14 protein-coding genes are annotated in these 14,815 nt (G+C 56.0%); 3 read left to right on the top strand and 11 right to left on the bottom strand.

All coding sequences use genetic code 11. The annotated features are described in order from the left end of the window. Nucleotides 1-24 precede the first annotated feature (24 nt). The 7 genes from clpS to xdhA all read right to left on the bottom strand — a co-directional run bounded on the left by clpS (nt 25) and on the right by xdhA (nt 8,781). Nucleotides 25-369 (bottom strand): ATP-dependent Clp protease adapter ClpS, encoded by a 345-nt coding sequence (clpS, locus tag P8O11_RS09655; RefSeq protein WP_300293892.1) that lies wholly within the window; start codon nt 367-369, stop codon nt 25-27. A gap of 110 nt (nt 370-479) precedes the next feature. After that, nucleotides 480-2,186: an adenine deaminase gene (ade, locus tag P8O11_RS09650; RefSeq protein ID WP_300293891.1), complete on the bottom strand. Its 1,707-nt coding sequence runs from the start codon at nt 2,184-2,186 to the stop codon at nt 480-482. Further along, nucleotides 2,161-2,937: a TIM barrel protein gene (locus P8O11_RS09645; RefSeq protein WP_300293890.1), complete on the bottom strand. Its 777-nt coding sequence runs from the start codon at nt 2,935-2,937 to the stop codon at nt 2,161-2,163. The genes ade and P8O11_RS09645 overlap by 26 nt, the downstream gene beginning before the upstream one ends. Nucleotides 2,938-2,940: 3 nt before the next feature. Beyond that, a complete protein-coding gene (guaD, locus tag P8O11_RS09640) occupies nt 2,941-4,236 on the bottom strand; it encodes a guanine deaminase (RefSeq protein WP_300293888.1) in 1,296 nt (431 codons plus the stop codon). Then, a complete protein-coding gene (xdhC, locus tag P8O11_RS09635; protein ID WP_300293887.1) occupies nt 4,229-5,029 on the bottom strand; it encodes a xanthine dehydrogenase accessory protein XdhC in 801 nt (266 codons plus the stop codon). Before xdhC ends, guaD begins: the two co-directional genes overlap by 8 nt. After that, nucleotides 5,026-7,320 carry a xanthine dehydrogenase molybdopterin binding subunit gene (xdhB, locus tag P8O11_RS09630; protein WP_300293886.1) on the bottom strand — a complete coding sequence of 765 codons (2,295 nt, stop codon included), beginning with the start codon at nt 7,318-7,320 and terminating at the stop codon, nt 5,026-5,028. The genes xdhC and xdhB overlap by 4 nt, the downstream gene beginning before the upstream one ends. After that, nucleotides 7,321-8,781 (bottom strand): xanthine dehydrogenase small subunit, encoded by a 1,461-nt coding sequence (gene xdhA, locus P8O11_RS09625; RefSeq protein WP_300293885.1) that lies wholly within the window; start codon nt 8,779-8,781, stop codon nt 7,321-7,323. A 150-nt stretch (nt 8,782-8,931) separates the two neighbouring features. Between xdhA and P8O11_RS09620 the strand changes: the two genes are divergently transcribed. After that, a complete protein-coding gene (locus tag P8O11_RS09620) occupies nt 8,932-9,837 on the top strand; it encodes a LysR family transcriptional regulator (protein ID WP_300293884.1) in 906 nt (301 codons plus the stop codon). Here the strand turns inward: P8O11_RS09620 and cueR are convergent. Further along, a complete protein-coding gene (cueR, locus tag P8O11_RS09615; RefSeq protein ID WP_300293883.1) occupies nt 9,834-10,217 on the bottom strand; it encodes a Cu(I)-responsive transcriptional regulator in 384 nt (127 codons plus the stop codon). The genes P8O11_RS09620 and cueR overlap by 4 nt on opposite strands. 77 nt (nt 10,218-10,294) lie before the next feature. Between cueR and P8O11_RS09610 the strand changes: the two genes are divergently transcribed. After that, a complete protein-coding gene (locus P8O11_RS09610) occupies nt 10,295-10,723 on the top strand; it encodes a cytochrome c (protein ID WP_300293882.1) in 429 nt (142 codons plus the stop codon). Here P8O11_RS09610 and P8O11_RS09605 read toward each other — a convergent pair. Together P8O11_RS09605 and P8O11_RS09600 are read right to left on the bottom strand one after the other, a co-directional pair. Continuing rightward, entirely contained in the window at nt 10,720-11,736 is a 1,017-nt protein-coding gene (locus P8O11_RS09605) for a glyceraldehyde 3-phosphate dehydrogenase NAD-binding domain-containing protein (protein WP_300293880.1), read from the bottom strand. The genes P8O11_RS09610 and P8O11_RS09605 overlap by 4 nt on opposite strands. A gap of 1 nt (nt 11,737) precedes the next feature. After that, a complete protein-coding gene (locus tag P8O11_RS09600; RefSeq protein WP_089886899.1) occupies nt 11,738-12,121 on the bottom strand; it encodes a hypothetical protein in 384 nt (127 codons plus the stop codon). A 220-nt stretch (nt 12,122-12,341) separates the two neighbouring features. Between P8O11_RS09600 and P8O11_RS09595 the strand changes: the two genes are divergently transcribed. Next, nucleotides 12,342-13,361, top strand: coding sequence for a transporter substrate-binding domain-containing protein (locus P8O11_RS09595; protein WP_300293879.1), 1,020 nt, complete (start codon nt 12,342-12,344; stop codon nt 13,359-13,361). Between the two features lie 352 nt (nt 13,362-13,713). On the opposite strand, the gene dapD is transcribed toward P8O11_RS09595, so the two are convergent. Then, nucleotides 13,714-14,541 carry a 2,3,4,5-tetrahydropyridine-2,6-dicarboxylate N-succinyltransferase gene (dapD, locus tag P8O11_RS09590; RefSeq protein WP_300293878.1) on the bottom strand — a complete coding sequence of 276 codons (828 nt, stop codon included), beginning with the start codon at nt 14,539-14,541 and terminating at the stop codon, nt 13,714-13,716. Nucleotides 14,542-14,815 lie beyond the last annotated feature (274 nt).

The following is a 14,815-nucleotide window of genomic DNA, read 5'->3' as shown; positions in this document are numbered from 1 at the left end:
ATCCCTTCAGGGCGAGGCCGCGCCTCACTCCTTTTCCATCGTGCATTGCAGCGGGTGCTGGTGCTGGCGTGCAAGGTCCATAACCTGTGTCACCTTCGTTTCGGCGATCTCATGCGAGAAAACACCGACAACAGCAAGCCCTCGCTTATGAACTGTCAGCATAATCTCGAATGCCTGAGCATGATCCATACCAAAAAAACGCTCCAGAACATGCACAACAAATTCCATTGGCGTATAATCATCATTCAGCAGCATCACCTTATAAAGAGGTGGCCGCTTAGTCTTGGGCTTCACTTTGGTGATAACAGAGGTGTCCCCCCCATCGTCGTCCCCGTCGCCCATTCTAATGATCGCAAGTTCTTGCATCATGCCTGACATTTTGCTCCGCAGTCACCGCTCTATATAACGCCTCAAGGGGTGGTGAAAAGAGGTTGCCAAAAACTCTCTGCATACCAAAGCGCAAAAGCTGCTCGGCCAAGTCACCCGATGATCTCAAACTTCATAACATCGACAAGCCCACGGTCCGTGATCTCCAGCGCCGGAATCACAGGGAGCGCCAAAAACGCCAGCTGCAAGAACGGCTCGCGCAAGCTCACATCAAGACTCGCAGCCGCCGCCCGCAGCGGCACAAGCTGTTCATGAACATCCTCATAGCTCTCGAGGCTCATCAGCCCCGCCAAAGGCAGGGGAAGCTCGGCAAGCACACGTCCAGCTTCAACAACAACAAACCCGCCCTCAATCTCTCCCAATCGGTTCGCGGCAAGCGCCATATCGTCATAGTCCACACCCACAACGGCAATGTTGTGATGGTCGTGGCACACCGTCGAAGCTATCGCCCCGCGCTTGAGGCCAAATCCACGCACAAAGCCAGTGGCTATGTTGCCGTTTTTTCCATGCCGCTCGATGACACCGATCTTGACCAAATCACGCGCCACATCGGGCCGTTTATCGCCGTCAACAATCGGAATGTCCTCATGCAAATGCTCGGTGATAATCTTGCCTTCGATAATCCCGATCACACTTGTGCTCTCGCGATTCCCCGCGGTGCGAAACGCCTCGCCCATGACTTTAGGCGCCTTCACAGAATTTCGCCCAACAGGTTCAATCACCTCTCGCATTGCAAAGGCCTGATCTGTCAACAGGACTCCACCCGCCCAGACAGCCTGAACATCACAAGCCTCAAGGCCCTTAACAGCAACGATATCCGCGCGCTTTCCAGGCGCTATCTGTCCACGGTCCTTCAGGCCAAAAGCCTCCGCCGCCGACAAGCTCGCCGCCCGATAGACCGCCCGCGCCGAACAACCACGCTCAAGCAAACGCCTGATCATATAGTCAAGATGCCCTTCTTCCGCGATATCAAGCGGGTTCCGATCATCGGTACACAGACACATATAGGGAGAGGTAAAATCGTCGAGCAATTCCGCCAACGCCTCCAAGTCTTTGCTGACAGAGCCTTCTCGAATGAGCACCCGCAGCCCTTTCTGTAGCTTCTCACGGGCTTCTTCTGCGCTCGTCGCCTCATGCTCCGTACGCACACCCGCGCTCACATAAGCGTTCAGGTCGAGGCCCGAAAGCAAGGGCGCGTGCCCGTCGATATGCTGACCCTCAAATAGCTTGAGCTTTGCCATAATCCCCGCGTCACGATGAACCACTCCGGGGTAATTCATGACCTCGGCCAGCCCGCTCACTTGCGGGTGGCTCATCAGCGGGGCAAGATCCTCCGCCTCAATCCGCGCCCCAGCGGTTTCCATTTCTGTTGATGGGACACAAGAACTGAGGTTCACGCGCAAATCCATCAAGACCCGCTCAGAGGCGTCCAAAAAATACTGGAGGCCCGCGACCCCTATAACATTTGCTATTTCATGCGGATCACAGATCGCAGTCGTGACGCCACGAGGCCCAACACAACGATCAAACTCAAACGGTGTCACAAGAGAACTTTCCACATGCAGATGCGTATCGACGAACCCAGGAACAAGGGTAAGCCCACTCACATCAACGATTTCACGGGCCTCATAGTCCGCGCCAATCCCTGCAATGATCCCCTGAAAGATTGCCACATCGTCAGCAATCAGCGCGCCCGTCACCACATCAAAAACTTCACCACCGCGCAGCAAAGTATCAGCGGGAACCTCGCCCCGCGCCACGGCAATCAACGCTTCAAGTTCTGGACGCTCCTGCCGCATCTCGTGCCTCTCCGAGCCAGCTAAGGCCTTCAATTGTCTTACCGCGGGGATGATATTCGCAGCCTACCCATCCCGCATAACCTGACGCATCAAGCGCTGCAAATAACGCCCCGAACCCTTTCGGTTCATGCCTCTCTGGCACGCCCGCAATCTGAACGTGAGCCATGTGTGGCAATACATCAGATAAAGCGCTCAGAGCATTACCATGTGTCCGCTCGTGATGATATATATCCCACTGAAGGGCGACATTCTCATGATCAATTTTATGCAAGAGCTCCACCGCCTGATCAGTGCGATTCAGGAAATACCCAGGCATATCAAACGTATTAATCGGCTCGATCAGAACAGTGCAATCCTGTCGCGCGAGCTTGTCCGCTGCGCGGCGGACGTTCCCAATATAGCATACCTCTGCTTCGCGCCCTTCAGCAATTCCTGCCATGCAATGCACACGATCCGTACGCAGAATGCGTCCGTAGCGCGCAGCCATATCGAGACCTTCCGCAAACTCGGCTTCGCGTCCGCGTACAGCTGCCAGCCCACGCTCGCATCCACCCCAATCTCCAGGTGGCAAATTAAAAACAGATAGTCCCAGCGCATATTCCTCAAGAGCCCACGCAAGGCTCTCAGGTACATAGCCATAAGGAAACATGAATTCTACCGCCCCAAAGCCCGCATTTCGCGCCGCCTCAAAGCGAGCATCAAATGCAAGCTCGGTAAACATCATAGAAATATTAGCCGAAAACCGTGGCATCTCTCAAACATCCTTCTGCGCTGCACCGGCAACATAGGTTTGCGCAACGGCGCGATCATCGCCCATGATCATCAAAAGGAAAAGCTCTTCCGCAAGTGTCTCGATGCGATCCGCGCGCAAAGCCATCTCAGGTGTTGCTCGCGCGTCGAGCACAACCATATCGGCAACGCTCCCTGCCTTTAGCGTGCCAATTTCCTGCACCAGCCCAAGCGCTTCGGCATTGCCGCGCGTGATCCAGTCAAATGCTTGATAAGGATGCATCTGCTGCCCACGAAGCTGCAAAACTTTATATCCCTCGTTCAGCGTCTGAAGCATCGAGTAAGACGTGCCCCCGCCTATATCAGTAGCGATTGCACCCTGAATACCACGCGCACGAAGCCCCGCATCATCAAAGAGACCAGAGCCCAGAAAGAGATTTGATGTTGGACAAAACACAGGCTTCGCACCCGTCCCCGCAATCACATCAATCTCGCGAGGCTCAAGATGGATCGCATGGCCAAGCAACGCCCGCGCACCCAAAAGCCCATAACGCTCATAAATACCCAGGTAATCGGGCGCATCGGGGTAAAGCTCGCGCGCCCGTTCAATCTCTGTCAGGTTTTCGCTGACATGGGTCTGCATGTAGCACTCAGGGTGTAAGGCGCACAAAGCCCCCGCTGCCTCTAGCTGCTCAGGGGTGGATGTCAGAGCAAATCGAGGCGTAATCGCATAAGACAGCCGTCCCTTACCGTGCCATCGTTCAATCAAGGCAAGGCTCTCGTCATAGCCCGTCTGCGCCGTGTCGAGCAAAGCCTCAGGCGCATGACAGTCCATCATCACCTTACCCCCGATCATGCGCATGCCGCGCCGTTCGGCTTCCGCAAACATCGCCTCAGCACTTGTGGCATGAACCGAACCATAGGCCACGCCTGTGGTCGTCCCGTTTCTCAGGAGCCCGTCATAAAATCCTGTCGCCATTGCCTCGCAATGCGCCATATCCGCAAAGCGCTGCTCTTCCACAAACGTATATTTGTTGAGCCAATCAAGCAGATCTTTGCCCCAGCTCGCCAGAACCTGCACCTGCGGGAAATGGAGATGCATATCAATGAAGCCTGGCAAAATCAGATGCGGTCGGTGGTCCACAACATGCGCGCCATGGACGCTTTTGCGCACATCATCCGCGTCTCCCATAGCCACAATACGCCCGTCCCTGACGTGCACAGCCCCCGCCTCGTGATAATTAAATGCCGCCTCATCATGCGCGCTCTCGGGGCGACGGTGAAAGCTCAGCACGCGGCCAAGAAATAGCGTTTCACTCATCTGCCAGTTCCTTTGAGTGCACTTTTGTCAAAGCCATCATAACCTCAGCCACAACAAACGCAGCAATCACTTCAGGCCGCCTGTCTCCTTTGTGCGCTTCCGCCATCGGACACATCAAGGCCCCCGTGCCTCCCCCTGCCCAGCTTTCAAATTTTGCACGCTTGGTCTTGGAGCCGATCATTCCAACATATGCCGCATCGGTGCGTGCCAGTGCTTCTTGTGTGAGCAGAAAGTCGAGACTGTGCTCATGCGTGGCCACAATATAGGCCGCACCCGCACCCGCCTTCCGCAGCTCGGCCTCTGGCAGCGGCGTGCAAATTTTCTCCGTCCCGTTCGGCGCGCGGGCCAACTCCTCTGCTCGGCTGTCGATCAGCTTTGCACGCACGGGAAGCGGCGCGAAAGCATAAGCAAGCGCGCGGCCAACATGCCCCGCACCAAGGATCAACACCTCAGGCAAGCCCATCAGCCGCTTTGCCTCCTCAGCAATAATCTCAGCCTTGCCCTTATCGTCTAGCTCCTTGAGCATAAGGCGCACGCGCCCTCCACAACATTGGCCGATCTCAGGGCCAAGCGGTACGTTCATTTCACGAAAGCGCTCACCAGAACGAGCCAGCATCCGAGCTTCATCCATCGCCATATATTCAAGCTGACCGCCGCCAACAGTGCCCCAAATCTGAGTGCCGCGCACAAGCATGAACGCACCTGACTCACGCGGCGACGACCCGCGCACCTCGGCAATACGCACTTCGACAACAGCGCCTTCAACCTCAAGAAAATTCGCCAGCCCACTCATCGCTTGAGCCGCTCGATCGCCATCAATACTCGCTCAGGCGTGGCAGGGGCATCAAGCCTAGGGCATTCTTTGTAATCAGCCACAGAGGCCACCGCATGACCAATCGCCTCGAACACCGAAATTCCAAGCATAAATGGCGGCTCACCCACCGCCTTGCTCCGCTTGATCGTACGCTTGGGATTCTCGCTCCACTCTGCCAGCCGCACATCAAAATGCCGCGGTTTGTCAGAAGCCAGAGGTATCTTGTAGGTGCTCGGCGCATGGGTTCTGAGCTGACCTTTGTCATCCCACCATAACTCTTCAGTGGTCAGCCAGCCCATCCCTTGAATGAATGCGCCCTCCACTTGCCCACGGTCAATCGCTGGGTTGAGAGAGCGGCCCACATCATGCAAAATATCTGCGCGTGTGACACGATACTCGCCTGTAAACGTATCAATCTCAACTTCTGAACAAGACGCACCATAGGCGAAGTAGAAAAAAGGCTGCCCCTTGCCCGTGGCCCTGTCCCAATGGATTTCGGGCGTCTTGTAAAAACCCGCAGCAGAGAGCTGCACGCGGTCCATATAGGCTCTCGCAATAAACTCCTTAAAGCCAAAGACCTTGTCACCAAGAAGAACATTCCCACCCTCGAAGCATACTTCGCCCACGCCCCATTTCTCGCGGGCATAGTCTGTCAGCCGCGCCTTGATCTGCTCACAGGCATCCAGCGCCGCCATACCGTTGAGGTCTGTCCCCGAAGACGCCGCCGTAGCGCTGCTGTTTGGGACCTTCTCGGTCGTAGTCTTGGTGATCTTCACAGCTTCAAGCGATACACCAAAAGCCTCCGCCACGATCTGCGCAATCTTGGTGTTCAGCCCTTGGCCCATCTCCGTACCGCCATGGTTAATCATGAGCGAGCCGTCCTTATAGACATGTAGCAAGGCGCCCGCCTGATTGTACCAAGTCGCAGTAAAACTGATGCCAAACTTAACAGGCGTCAAAGCAATCCCGCGTCTCAAGATTCCGCCTTTGGCATTAAACGCGATGATCTCTTCACGCCGCTTACGATATTCTGATGTTTCTTCAAGCTCGCCAATGAGCCGCTCAAGAATGTTGTCTTCCACTTTCTGATGATACGGCGTCACATCCCGCTCACCCACCTCATAGAAGTTGGTCTTGCGGATATCGAGCGTGTCCTTGCCCAGTGCATACGCAATCTCTTCAATCATGCGCTCCGCAACAATCACGCCCTGAGGTCCACCAAACCCTCTGAAGGCCGTATTAGATACTGTATTCGTCTTCATGGGCCGCGATTTAAGCCGCACATGCGGATAGAAATAAGCGTTATCCGCATGGAAAAGAGCACGGTCTGTCACAGGCCCTGAAAGGTCCGCCGCAAAGCCACAGCGCGCCGCCCACTGGCCCTCGACAGCCTCGATGCGCCCGTCTTCATCAAAACCCACAGCATAATCGGCCACAAAGTCGTGTCTCTTCCCTGTCGAGCTCATATCCTGATCCCGATCAGGGCGGATCTTTACGGGGCGGTTCCACTTTTTTGCCGCCATGGCCGCAACGGCAGCAAAGAGGTTCATCTGGCTTTCCTTGCCGCCAAACCCCCCGCCCATACGCCGCACATTGACGACAACAGAGTTGGCGGAAACGCCCAGAACCTGCGCTACAATCATCTGCGCCTCGGTCGGGTGCTGCGTCGAAGCATAGATAACCACATCATCGTCTTCGCCAGGCATCGCAAAAGAGATATGACCCTCCAGATACATGTGGTCCTGCCCGCCAATCGCCATCTGCCCCGTGATACGATTGGCCGCCTTGGCAAAGCCTTCGCCCACATCGCCGCGCTCAAGCGTCAATGGCGCTGTCACATCAGGATAGCCCGCTGCAATTGCGTCTATCGGCCCAAGAACATGTGGCAGCACATCAATATCCACTTTCGCCCGCTCCGCCGCCCGCCGCGCAATATCGCGGCTCTCGGCGATCACGGCAAACAAGGGCTGACCATAAAATTCGATAGTCATTTCAGGGAAAACTGGCTCATCTCCCGCATGAACGGCAGAGACATCATTCACCCCCGGGATATCCGCAGCCGTCAGCACCCCAATCACACCTTGCACAGCCAAGACAGCGCTCAGGTCAAGCGATTTGATGGCCCCATGCGCGACCTGTGAGCAGCCGAGATAAGCGTGCAACGTGCCGACAGGCTCGGGGATGTCGTCAGTGTATTCCGCTCGCCCCATCACTTGTTTTATCGCGCTGTCGTGTTTGGCATCTGTGCCAGTATGTCCGAACTCAGCCACTCACATACCCTCCAACTTGGCGACTTCGCCCGCGCCCTGCTCCGCCCAAAAGCGCCTCAAAAAGTTTCCTGCCACAAGGCTCCGGTATTCGGCAGTGGCGCGCCAGTCACTCAATGGCTGAAAATCATCCCCAACAGCCCTCGCGGCCGCTTCAAAACTCTCCACGGCAAACGGCTGCCCAACAAGTGCCGCCTCTGCCGCCTCCGCCCGCTTGGGTGTAGCGGCCATACCGCCAAAAGCAATCCGCGCTTGCGCAATCCTGCCTTCACGCACCGCCACAGCTATACCGACAGCAACAGCCGTAATATCTTCATCCCGCCGTTTGGAAACTTTGTATGCAGCATGATACACGCCAGCTTGCCCAAGCGGCAGCTCTATAGCTTCAACGAACTCACCCACGCGCAAATCCTGCTTTCCATAAGCGACGAAATACTCTTCCAGCGGTAGCTTCCGGCGGCCTATCGCGCTTCGCAAATGAAGTTTTGCTCCAAGTGCAATGAACACAGGCGGCACATCTCCAATCGGCGATCCATTGGCAATGTTTCCTCCAATCGTTCCCATATTGCGCACTTGCCAGCCTGCAATCCGCCGCCAATAATTCGCCAAATGCGGGAAGGCCGCCATCAGAGCCTCTTCTGCTTCGCTATAGCTCACACCAGCACCAAGTTTCAGGGCAGAGCCTGAACGTTTGATCTGACGCAACTCCGGCAAATGCCCTATGAATACAGCTGGCGAAATAGGGCGCAAAAGCTTCGTCACCCACAGCCCGACATCCGTCGCCCCCGCAACAATCGTCGCATCTGGATGCTCTGCTAAAATCTCAGTCAAATCAGCAAGGTTCGCCGGCAAAATCGCACGATCGTCAGCCTTGCAAACATCCACGCGCCGACCGTCTCTCAAAGCCTCCAGCCAAAAAGCAACATCAGCCCGCTCGACTGCCAGCGGATCTGCAGAAGGGTCACCCAAAGCCGCGGCCGCGCGCGCAGCCTTAAAGATCGGCTCATAACCCGTGCACCGGCACAAATTGCCCTGCAGCGCTGTCTCAATTTGCGCATCACTCGGCTCAGGCGCTTCCATCCAGAGCGCATAAAGCGACATCACAATGCCAGGGGTGCAAAAGCCACACTGGCTTCCATGAGCATCGACCATCGCCTGCTGAACAGGATGCAAACCACCGCCAGCGCCACGCAAATGCTCGATCGTAACCACATGACAGCCATCGAGACTTGCCAAAAAACGAATACAGGCGTTCACAGTTTCATAACGCAATCCCACGCCCGTAAGCCGCCCCACAAGCACGGTGCAAGCACCGCAATCGCCCTCGGCGCAGCCCTCTTTCGTTCCAGTAAGCCGCTTCGTAATTCTCAAAAAATCAAGCAAAGTCTCTTGCGCGCCAACAGCGTCAAGCCGCACATCCTCACCATTCAACAAAAATCTGATCTCGTGTCGCGGCAGCGCCATGGAGTGACCTTTCCTAAGACTTCTTGCGCCGAGTTTACGCCCGTTTAACTTTCAACGAAAGCAGCGCTCACTGCTAGACACTTTCAACAAATATTATAAAATAATCATTTGCAAACTGCGCCATACTGTCCACATCAAAGGGAGGACATCATGCCCTATGTAGAGTGTATCAAGGTTTTTTGCCGTGTGGTCGAGCTTGGATCCATCACATCGGGAGGCCGTGACATGCGCCTGACCCCCGCCGTCGCGTCCAATCGTATCAAAGAGCTCGAAAAGCGCCTTGGTGTCCGCCTGTTTGATCGAACAACGCGCAAACTGCGCACCACAGAAGCCGGCCAGCTTTTCTACGACCATGCCCGCCGCGTCATTGACACGCTGGATGATGCAGAGGCCGCTCTTGCGGGCTTTTCAGGCCAACCTCGGGGTGCTTTGCGTGTATCTTCACCACTCGGTCTTGGTCAGCGCCTGCTTGCCCCGCTCGTGCCCGCTTTCGCAGACAGTCATCCCGATGTGCAAATTCAGCTGCGCCTGTCAGATCGCAAGATCGACCTGTTGGAAGACCGTCTCGACATCGCCTTCATGCTCGGCAATCCGCCTGACAGCACCTTCAAACAACGTAAGTTGGCCGACGTACCCCGCTCCCTCGTCGCAACACCCGACTATCTGGCCAAGCACGGCACACCCGACAGCCCCCAAGCACTTATGAACCATAACTGCCTTCTCCTACGATACCCGCGCTCGCCCGAATACTTCTGGACATTGAACACCTCCGATGGCCCGCTCAAACTCAATGTGCTGGGCCGTTTTGATGCCGATAGCTCCGACATCCTGACCGATTGGGCTCTCGCAGGCTACGGCATCGCCAATAAACCACGTTTTGAAGTCGCAATGCATCTTGGATCTGGTGCTCTTGTCGAAGTTCTGCCCCAGACACCACCCATGCCGACAAGCTTCCTCTGCCTATACCCCCACCGCAAGCTACAAGACCCCAAAGTGCGCCTCTTCATCGACTATGTCGCCGAAGCGCTCAAGCCGCAGCTTCGCGCGATGTCCTAACTCAGATAATCAATGATTGGGCAGTCTGGCCTTTCGTCTCCACAACAAGCACCCACCAAATGCTCGAGCTCGTCGTGAAGCGCTTGAAGCTCGCGCTGCTTGGCCCGAATATCTTCGAGTCTCGCACTGGCAATCTGCTTCACTTCGGCGCTGCTTCGGTGTTCGTCTTGATACAGGCCTAAAAGCTCTCGGCACTGCGCAATTGAAAAGCCAAAGCCTCGCGCGCGGCCAACAAAAGAAAGCTTGCGCATTGCCGCGTCGTCATAGTCGCGATACCCCGCCGCCGTGCGCGCCGCAGGCTGCACGAGCCCGATGTCCGCATAGTATCGCACCGTCTTCACAGGCAACCCCGCAGCCTTTGCAGCCCCAGAAATGTTCATGGCAAAACTCCCGCTTGACCTTCCAGTCGGGGGAAGCCCTACACATTGTTCGACAATGAGTCAAAAGGAGCGGTCTCATGCATAAAAAACCTATCGTTCTCATGGCTCTGGCTACGGTCGGGGCCGCTGTCAGCTACACCGCCATGAAGCCAGCACCCGAAGCGCCTGCCCTGCCTTCCGCCGAAACAGCGATGGTCAAGGTTACGCTTCCCGCAACGCTGACTTCCAAGGCCCAGCTCGGCAAAGCCGCCTTTGAAGCCAAATGCGCCGCCTGCCATGGTGCAAATGCGGCGGGTAATGTTAACGCCGCCCCGCCGCTCATTCACAAGATTTACGAGCCGAGCCATCACGGCGACGAAAGCTTTCACTACGCCGCCGCCATGGGCGTTCAGGCACATCACTGGCGCTTTGGGAACATGCCACCCGTCGAGGGGATAACCCGCGCCGAAGTCGCCACGATCATCACCTATATTCGCGAGCTGCAGCGCGCCAACGGGATCTTCTAGCGCCCCCGGTGCGCCATCAAGGCGGCCATGTCGAGCATCCGCGCAGAAAAGCCCCATTCGTTATCATACCAGCCAAAAACGCGCAGCAGCCCCCCCACAGAGACGCTCGTTTCACGTCCGGACATGATGATACTTTCAGGCCGCCCCCGCAGGTCAGTCGAGACAAGGGGATCCGTGATATACCCAAACAAAGGACTGTGGTCCGCCACCTCAACCAAGGCTGCGTTCACATCTGCCGCAGTGGCGGGGCGTGCAACCTGCAAAGCCAAATCAATTGCAGAAACACTCGCCGTCGGAACACGCACCGCACGCGCTTCAATCCGTCCCGAAAGATTGGGCAAGACATCGTCAATCAGTCGCGCAGCACTGGTCGTTGTCGGAACCATCGAAAGCGCTGCCGCACGTGAGCGCACCAGATCACCTCGCGGCTTGTCGATTGTCGGCTGCGACCCTGTATAGCAATGCACGGTGGTCATATGCCCGCTCTCAACACCCCAGCCTTCATCCAAAAGGCGAAGCAACGGCGCCAGAGCATTGGTCGTGCAGCTGGCGTTAGAAATAATCTTATGCGCGCCGATCTCGGCCTCATTCGCGCCCAACACGATGGTTATATCAGCAGCCTCCGAGGGCCCTGAAATCAGCACAGCCTTTGCGCCAGCCTCAAGCCCTCGTTCGGCAACCGCACGATTGCCTGCAGCACCTGTGCATTCGAGCAATACATCAACGCCGCTTAGATCTAGCGCACGAATATCGGCCTCCGCGTGAAACGGGTAGCGCACACCGTCCACATCAAGACACCGCTCTTCATGGCCTACCGTTCCCGGAAACGGACCGAAAATACTGTCATAAGCAAAAAGATAGGCACAGCTCTCAAGCGGTGCGATATCGTTGATCAGCACAACCTCAAAGGTACCCGCCCGCACGCCATGCCCCGCGCCATGCAGCATGCGCAGGATCGAGCGACCGATGCGCCCAAACCCGTTGATCGCAATCCTGATGACTCGGTCGCTCATCTTAGTGCTCACTTTCGCTTTTGTAGCCCTGACCCTCAAAATAGGGCTCCATCTGCGCTACGATCACCGAGTTCTCCGCCAAAGCCCGCGCCATAAGCTCGCGTTCTTCCTCCGGGATGTCGTGGCCAAGCTCCAAGCGCTCTTCCAACGTGCCATAGCCTGTTACATCCAGAGGCGCCGTATCCGCTTGCTTCAATATCGCCACAGTTTCACGCACGGCCTCTTCCTCATCCACGCCACTCGCGTAGATCACTAGCGCAGCACCCGTCGCACCCTTGGGCAAGCCGTCGCCCTCCTTGCGGCCAATCTCGACCAACAAAGTATACACCTGTTGTGGCTTCTTTGGCTTCTTCTCTTTGGATTTATCGGCTGTCTTATCGGCCATTTTCAGCCTCCATATCTTTTCACCCCGAGGCTTGGCGAACTGTGCCGCGCAAGTCAACCCGAAGCCTGAAACCGTTACACTTATGCCCCTCTTGACCCCTTAATATTAAGGAAGAAAACGGGTTAGGGCTTGACCCCCGCACCTCACGCTGAAAAAATTAGCTAACTGGGGTAATCTGACTATGAAACACGCAATTCACTGCTTGTGCTTTGGAGCCGCCATGCTGCTTTCATCACTTGCAGCCATGGCGCAAAACGCTCCGTTCACGTTTACTACAGTCGAGCGGCCGCCGTTTTCCATGGATGCCATCGGCGAGCGCAGCGGGTTTTCGATTGATTTGATGCGCGCCATCGCCAAAGAGCTGGGCCGGCCAATTAAGTTTCAACCTGTTGAAACCTTTGGTGAAATGTTGAGCTCTGTTGAAGAAGGCCGCTCCGATGGAGCCATTGCCAATATCTCGATCACGGCCGCTCGCGAGCAAGTTATGGACTTTAGCCAACCGATTTTCGAAAGCGGCCTTCAGATCATGCTTCCTGAAGGAGAGCACAGCGCAAGCCTCTTTAGCGTTATTGTGACCCGTGATATCGCCTTCTTCTTGCTCTCCGCCTTCGGGGTGCTCTTTAGCATTGGCATGCTGATGTGGGTCTTTGAGCGCAAACATCAGCCCTATTTCCAACGCCCTTTCAAAGAAGCACTCTTTCCCTCGTTCTGGTGGGCGCTCAATCTGGTTGTGAATGGCGGTTTTGAAGAACGCTTGCCACAAACCCGCGTCGGCCGGTTCTTCGGAGTGATGCTTGTTGTTTCATCTCTCTTCGTGGTCTCGATTTTCGTGGCAAAAATCACTGCCGCCATGACCGTCGCAGCCATTTCCGAAAACGTCGATAGCATCAATGACATAGAAGGCCACGCCGTCGCCACAACAGCCGGTTCCACAGGCGAGGCTTTCCTCGCCGCCCGCGGTATTGCCTTCACGCCATACACCAAATTCGCAGACATGCTCGCCGACTTCGAAAACGGAGAGATCGACGCTGTGATTTTTGATGGACCGATCCTAGCGTGGTATCTGCGATCTCGCAGCATAGAGAGCGGTCGTCTTGTTGAGAGCGTCTTCAAGCGCGAAAATTACGGTATCGCTCTTCCAACAGGCAGTCCGCTAACAGAAGACATCAACCGCGCCCTCCTCACTCTGCGTGAAAATGGCACAACAGATGAACTCCAACGCAAATACTTTGGCATCTGAGCACCCTGCTCGAAAGAAAGCCACCAGTCGCGCCACCAGGCGCACAACAGACACACGCAAGGCCTGCCAACACGAAGCAAAACATGGGGCTCACATCGCCACATTGCTTGACACAAAGTCAAACATCAGCGGTTGCGCTGTCAGGGAGCTATAACTCGCCACACGCTAAACTTTTTCGGGCTTTCTTGGGCGGGCGCCTCAAGCCATTCCCTGCGCCTGTAGCCAAAGACCCAAACCGATCATAGCAATCAATACGAGCGTCTTTCTCATCGCGTTTCTCCCTTCACTCAGGACACAAACGCAAAACGCGGCAACTTCCGTCGCCGCGCTCTAACTTTTTTCTCGGAAAAGCTTAGTCCCGCAAAAGCTCGTTGATCGAGGTCTTGGAGCGCGTGCGCTCATCCACTCGCTTCACAATCACAGCGCAGTAAAGGTTCACACCGTTCCTGCTCGGCATCGAGCCCGCAACAACAACAGAGCCAGAAGGCACTTCGCCATACATCACTTCGCCTGTCTCACGGTCGACAATCTTGGTCGACTGGCCGATAAAAACACCCATCCCAAGCACAGAGCCCTCGCGCACAATGCAACCTTCTACAACTTCCGAGCGCGCCCCGATAAAGCAGTTGTCTTCAATAATCGTCGGGCCAGCCTGCATCGGCTCCAAAACGCCGCCAATGCCAACGCCGCCACTCAGGTGCACGTTCTTGCCGATCTGCGCGCAAGACCCGACAGTCGCCCATGTATCAACCATCGTGCCACTGTCGACATAGGCGCCGATGTTGACGAACGAAGGCATCAAAACAACGCCAGGCGCGATGTAGGCCGACTTGCGCACAACACAGTTCGGAACGGCGCGAAAGCCCGCTGTCTTCCAGTCATCCGCCTTCCAGCCGGCAAACTTGCTGTCGACCTTGTCCCACCAGCCACCAGCCTGCGGGCCGCCTTCCTGAATTTCCATATCCTTGATACGGAAGCCCAAAAGAACTGCTTTCTTAGCCCATTGGTTTACATGCCAGCTATTGTCCGCCTGCTTCTCCGCAACGCGCAGCTTGCCGCTGTCGAGCGCATTGAGCGTATCTTCAATCGCCTCGCGGGCCTCGCCTGTTGTGTCTGGCGTGATCGCGTCTCGCGCGTCCCATGCCGCTTCAATCGCTGCTTCAAGCTGTGCGTTTGACATATCTGTCTCCCCAAATCGCGTGTTCAAAAAACCAGCCTCCCCTTTAGCGGCCTTCTTCCTTTCGCGCAATCGCTTCGCCACAACACATTGCTGTCCAGACTCGAAACTGGCTTTGGTCGCATTTGCCTGCGCATGGCACTCTCTTCAAGTTCACAACGATTGCGCCCTCTTTTCACCTCCGCCCGCAGCAACGCACACCACGGACAAACCACCTCTCTCTTGCCTTCCACGCGCCCATATGCACATTGCCTCTCCAGATCAATTCAGGAGTCTC

This window comes from Lentibacter sp., from assembly GCF_029254145.1.
In the GTDB taxonomy this organism is placed as follows: domain Bacteria; phylum Pseudomonadota; class Alphaproteobacteria; order Rhodobacterales; family Rhodobacteraceae; genus Lentibacter.
Note: the sequence above shows the minus strand (reverse complement) of the source record. Positions and strands in the feature narration are given on the sequence as shown.

Coding starts and splice junctions, on each gene's coding strand:
- xdhC (WP_300293887.1), bottom strand. CDS start 5,029: ATGAGTGGGCTGGCGAATTTTCTTGAGGTTGAAGGCGCTGTTGTCGAA.
- xdhA (WP_300293885.1), bottom strand. CDS start 8,781: ATGGCGCTGCCGCGACACGAGATCAGATTTTTGTTGAATGGTGAGGAT.
- P8O11_RS09595 (WP_300293879.1), top strand. CDS start 12,342: ATGCTGCTTTCATCACTTGCAGCCATGGCGCAAAACGCTCCGTTCACG.
- guaD (WP_300293888.1), bottom strand. CDS start 4,236: ATGAGTGAAACGCTATTTCTTGGCCGCGTGCTGAGCTTTCACCGTCGC.
- ade (WP_300293891.1), bottom strand. CDS start 2,186: ATGCGGCAGGAGCGTCCAGAACTTGAAGCGTTGATTGCCGTGGCGCGG.
- P8O11_RS09620 (WP_300293884.1), top strand. CDS start 8,932: ATGCCCTATGTAGAGTGTATCAAGGTTTTTTGCCGTGTGGTCGAGCTT.
- P8O11_RS09645 (WP_300293890.1), bottom strand. CDS start 2,937: ATGCCACGGTTTTCGGCTAATATTTCTATGATGTTTACCGAGCTTGCA.
- clpS (WP_300293892.1), bottom strand. CDS start 369: ATGATGCAAGAACTTGCGATCATTAGAATGGGCGACGGGGACGACGAT.
- P8O11_RS09605 (WP_300293880.1), bottom strand. CDS start 11,736: ATGAGCGACCGAGTCATCAGGATTGCGATCAACGGGTTTGGGCGCATC.
- dapD (WP_300293878.1), bottom strand. CDS start 14,541: ATGTCAAACGCACAGCTTGAAGCAGCGATTGAAGCGGCATGGGACGCG.
- P8O11_RS09610 (WP_300293882.1), top strand. CDS start 10,295: ATGCATAAAAAACCTATCGTTCTCATGGCTCTGGCTACGGTCGGGGCC.
- P8O11_RS09600 (WP_089886899.1), bottom strand. CDS start 12,121: ATGGCCGATAAGACAGCCGATAAATCCAAAGAGAAGAAGCCAAAGAAG.
- cueR (WP_300293883.1), bottom strand. CDS start 10,217: ATGAACATTTCTGGGGCTGCAAAGGCTGCGGGGTTGCCTGTGAAGACG.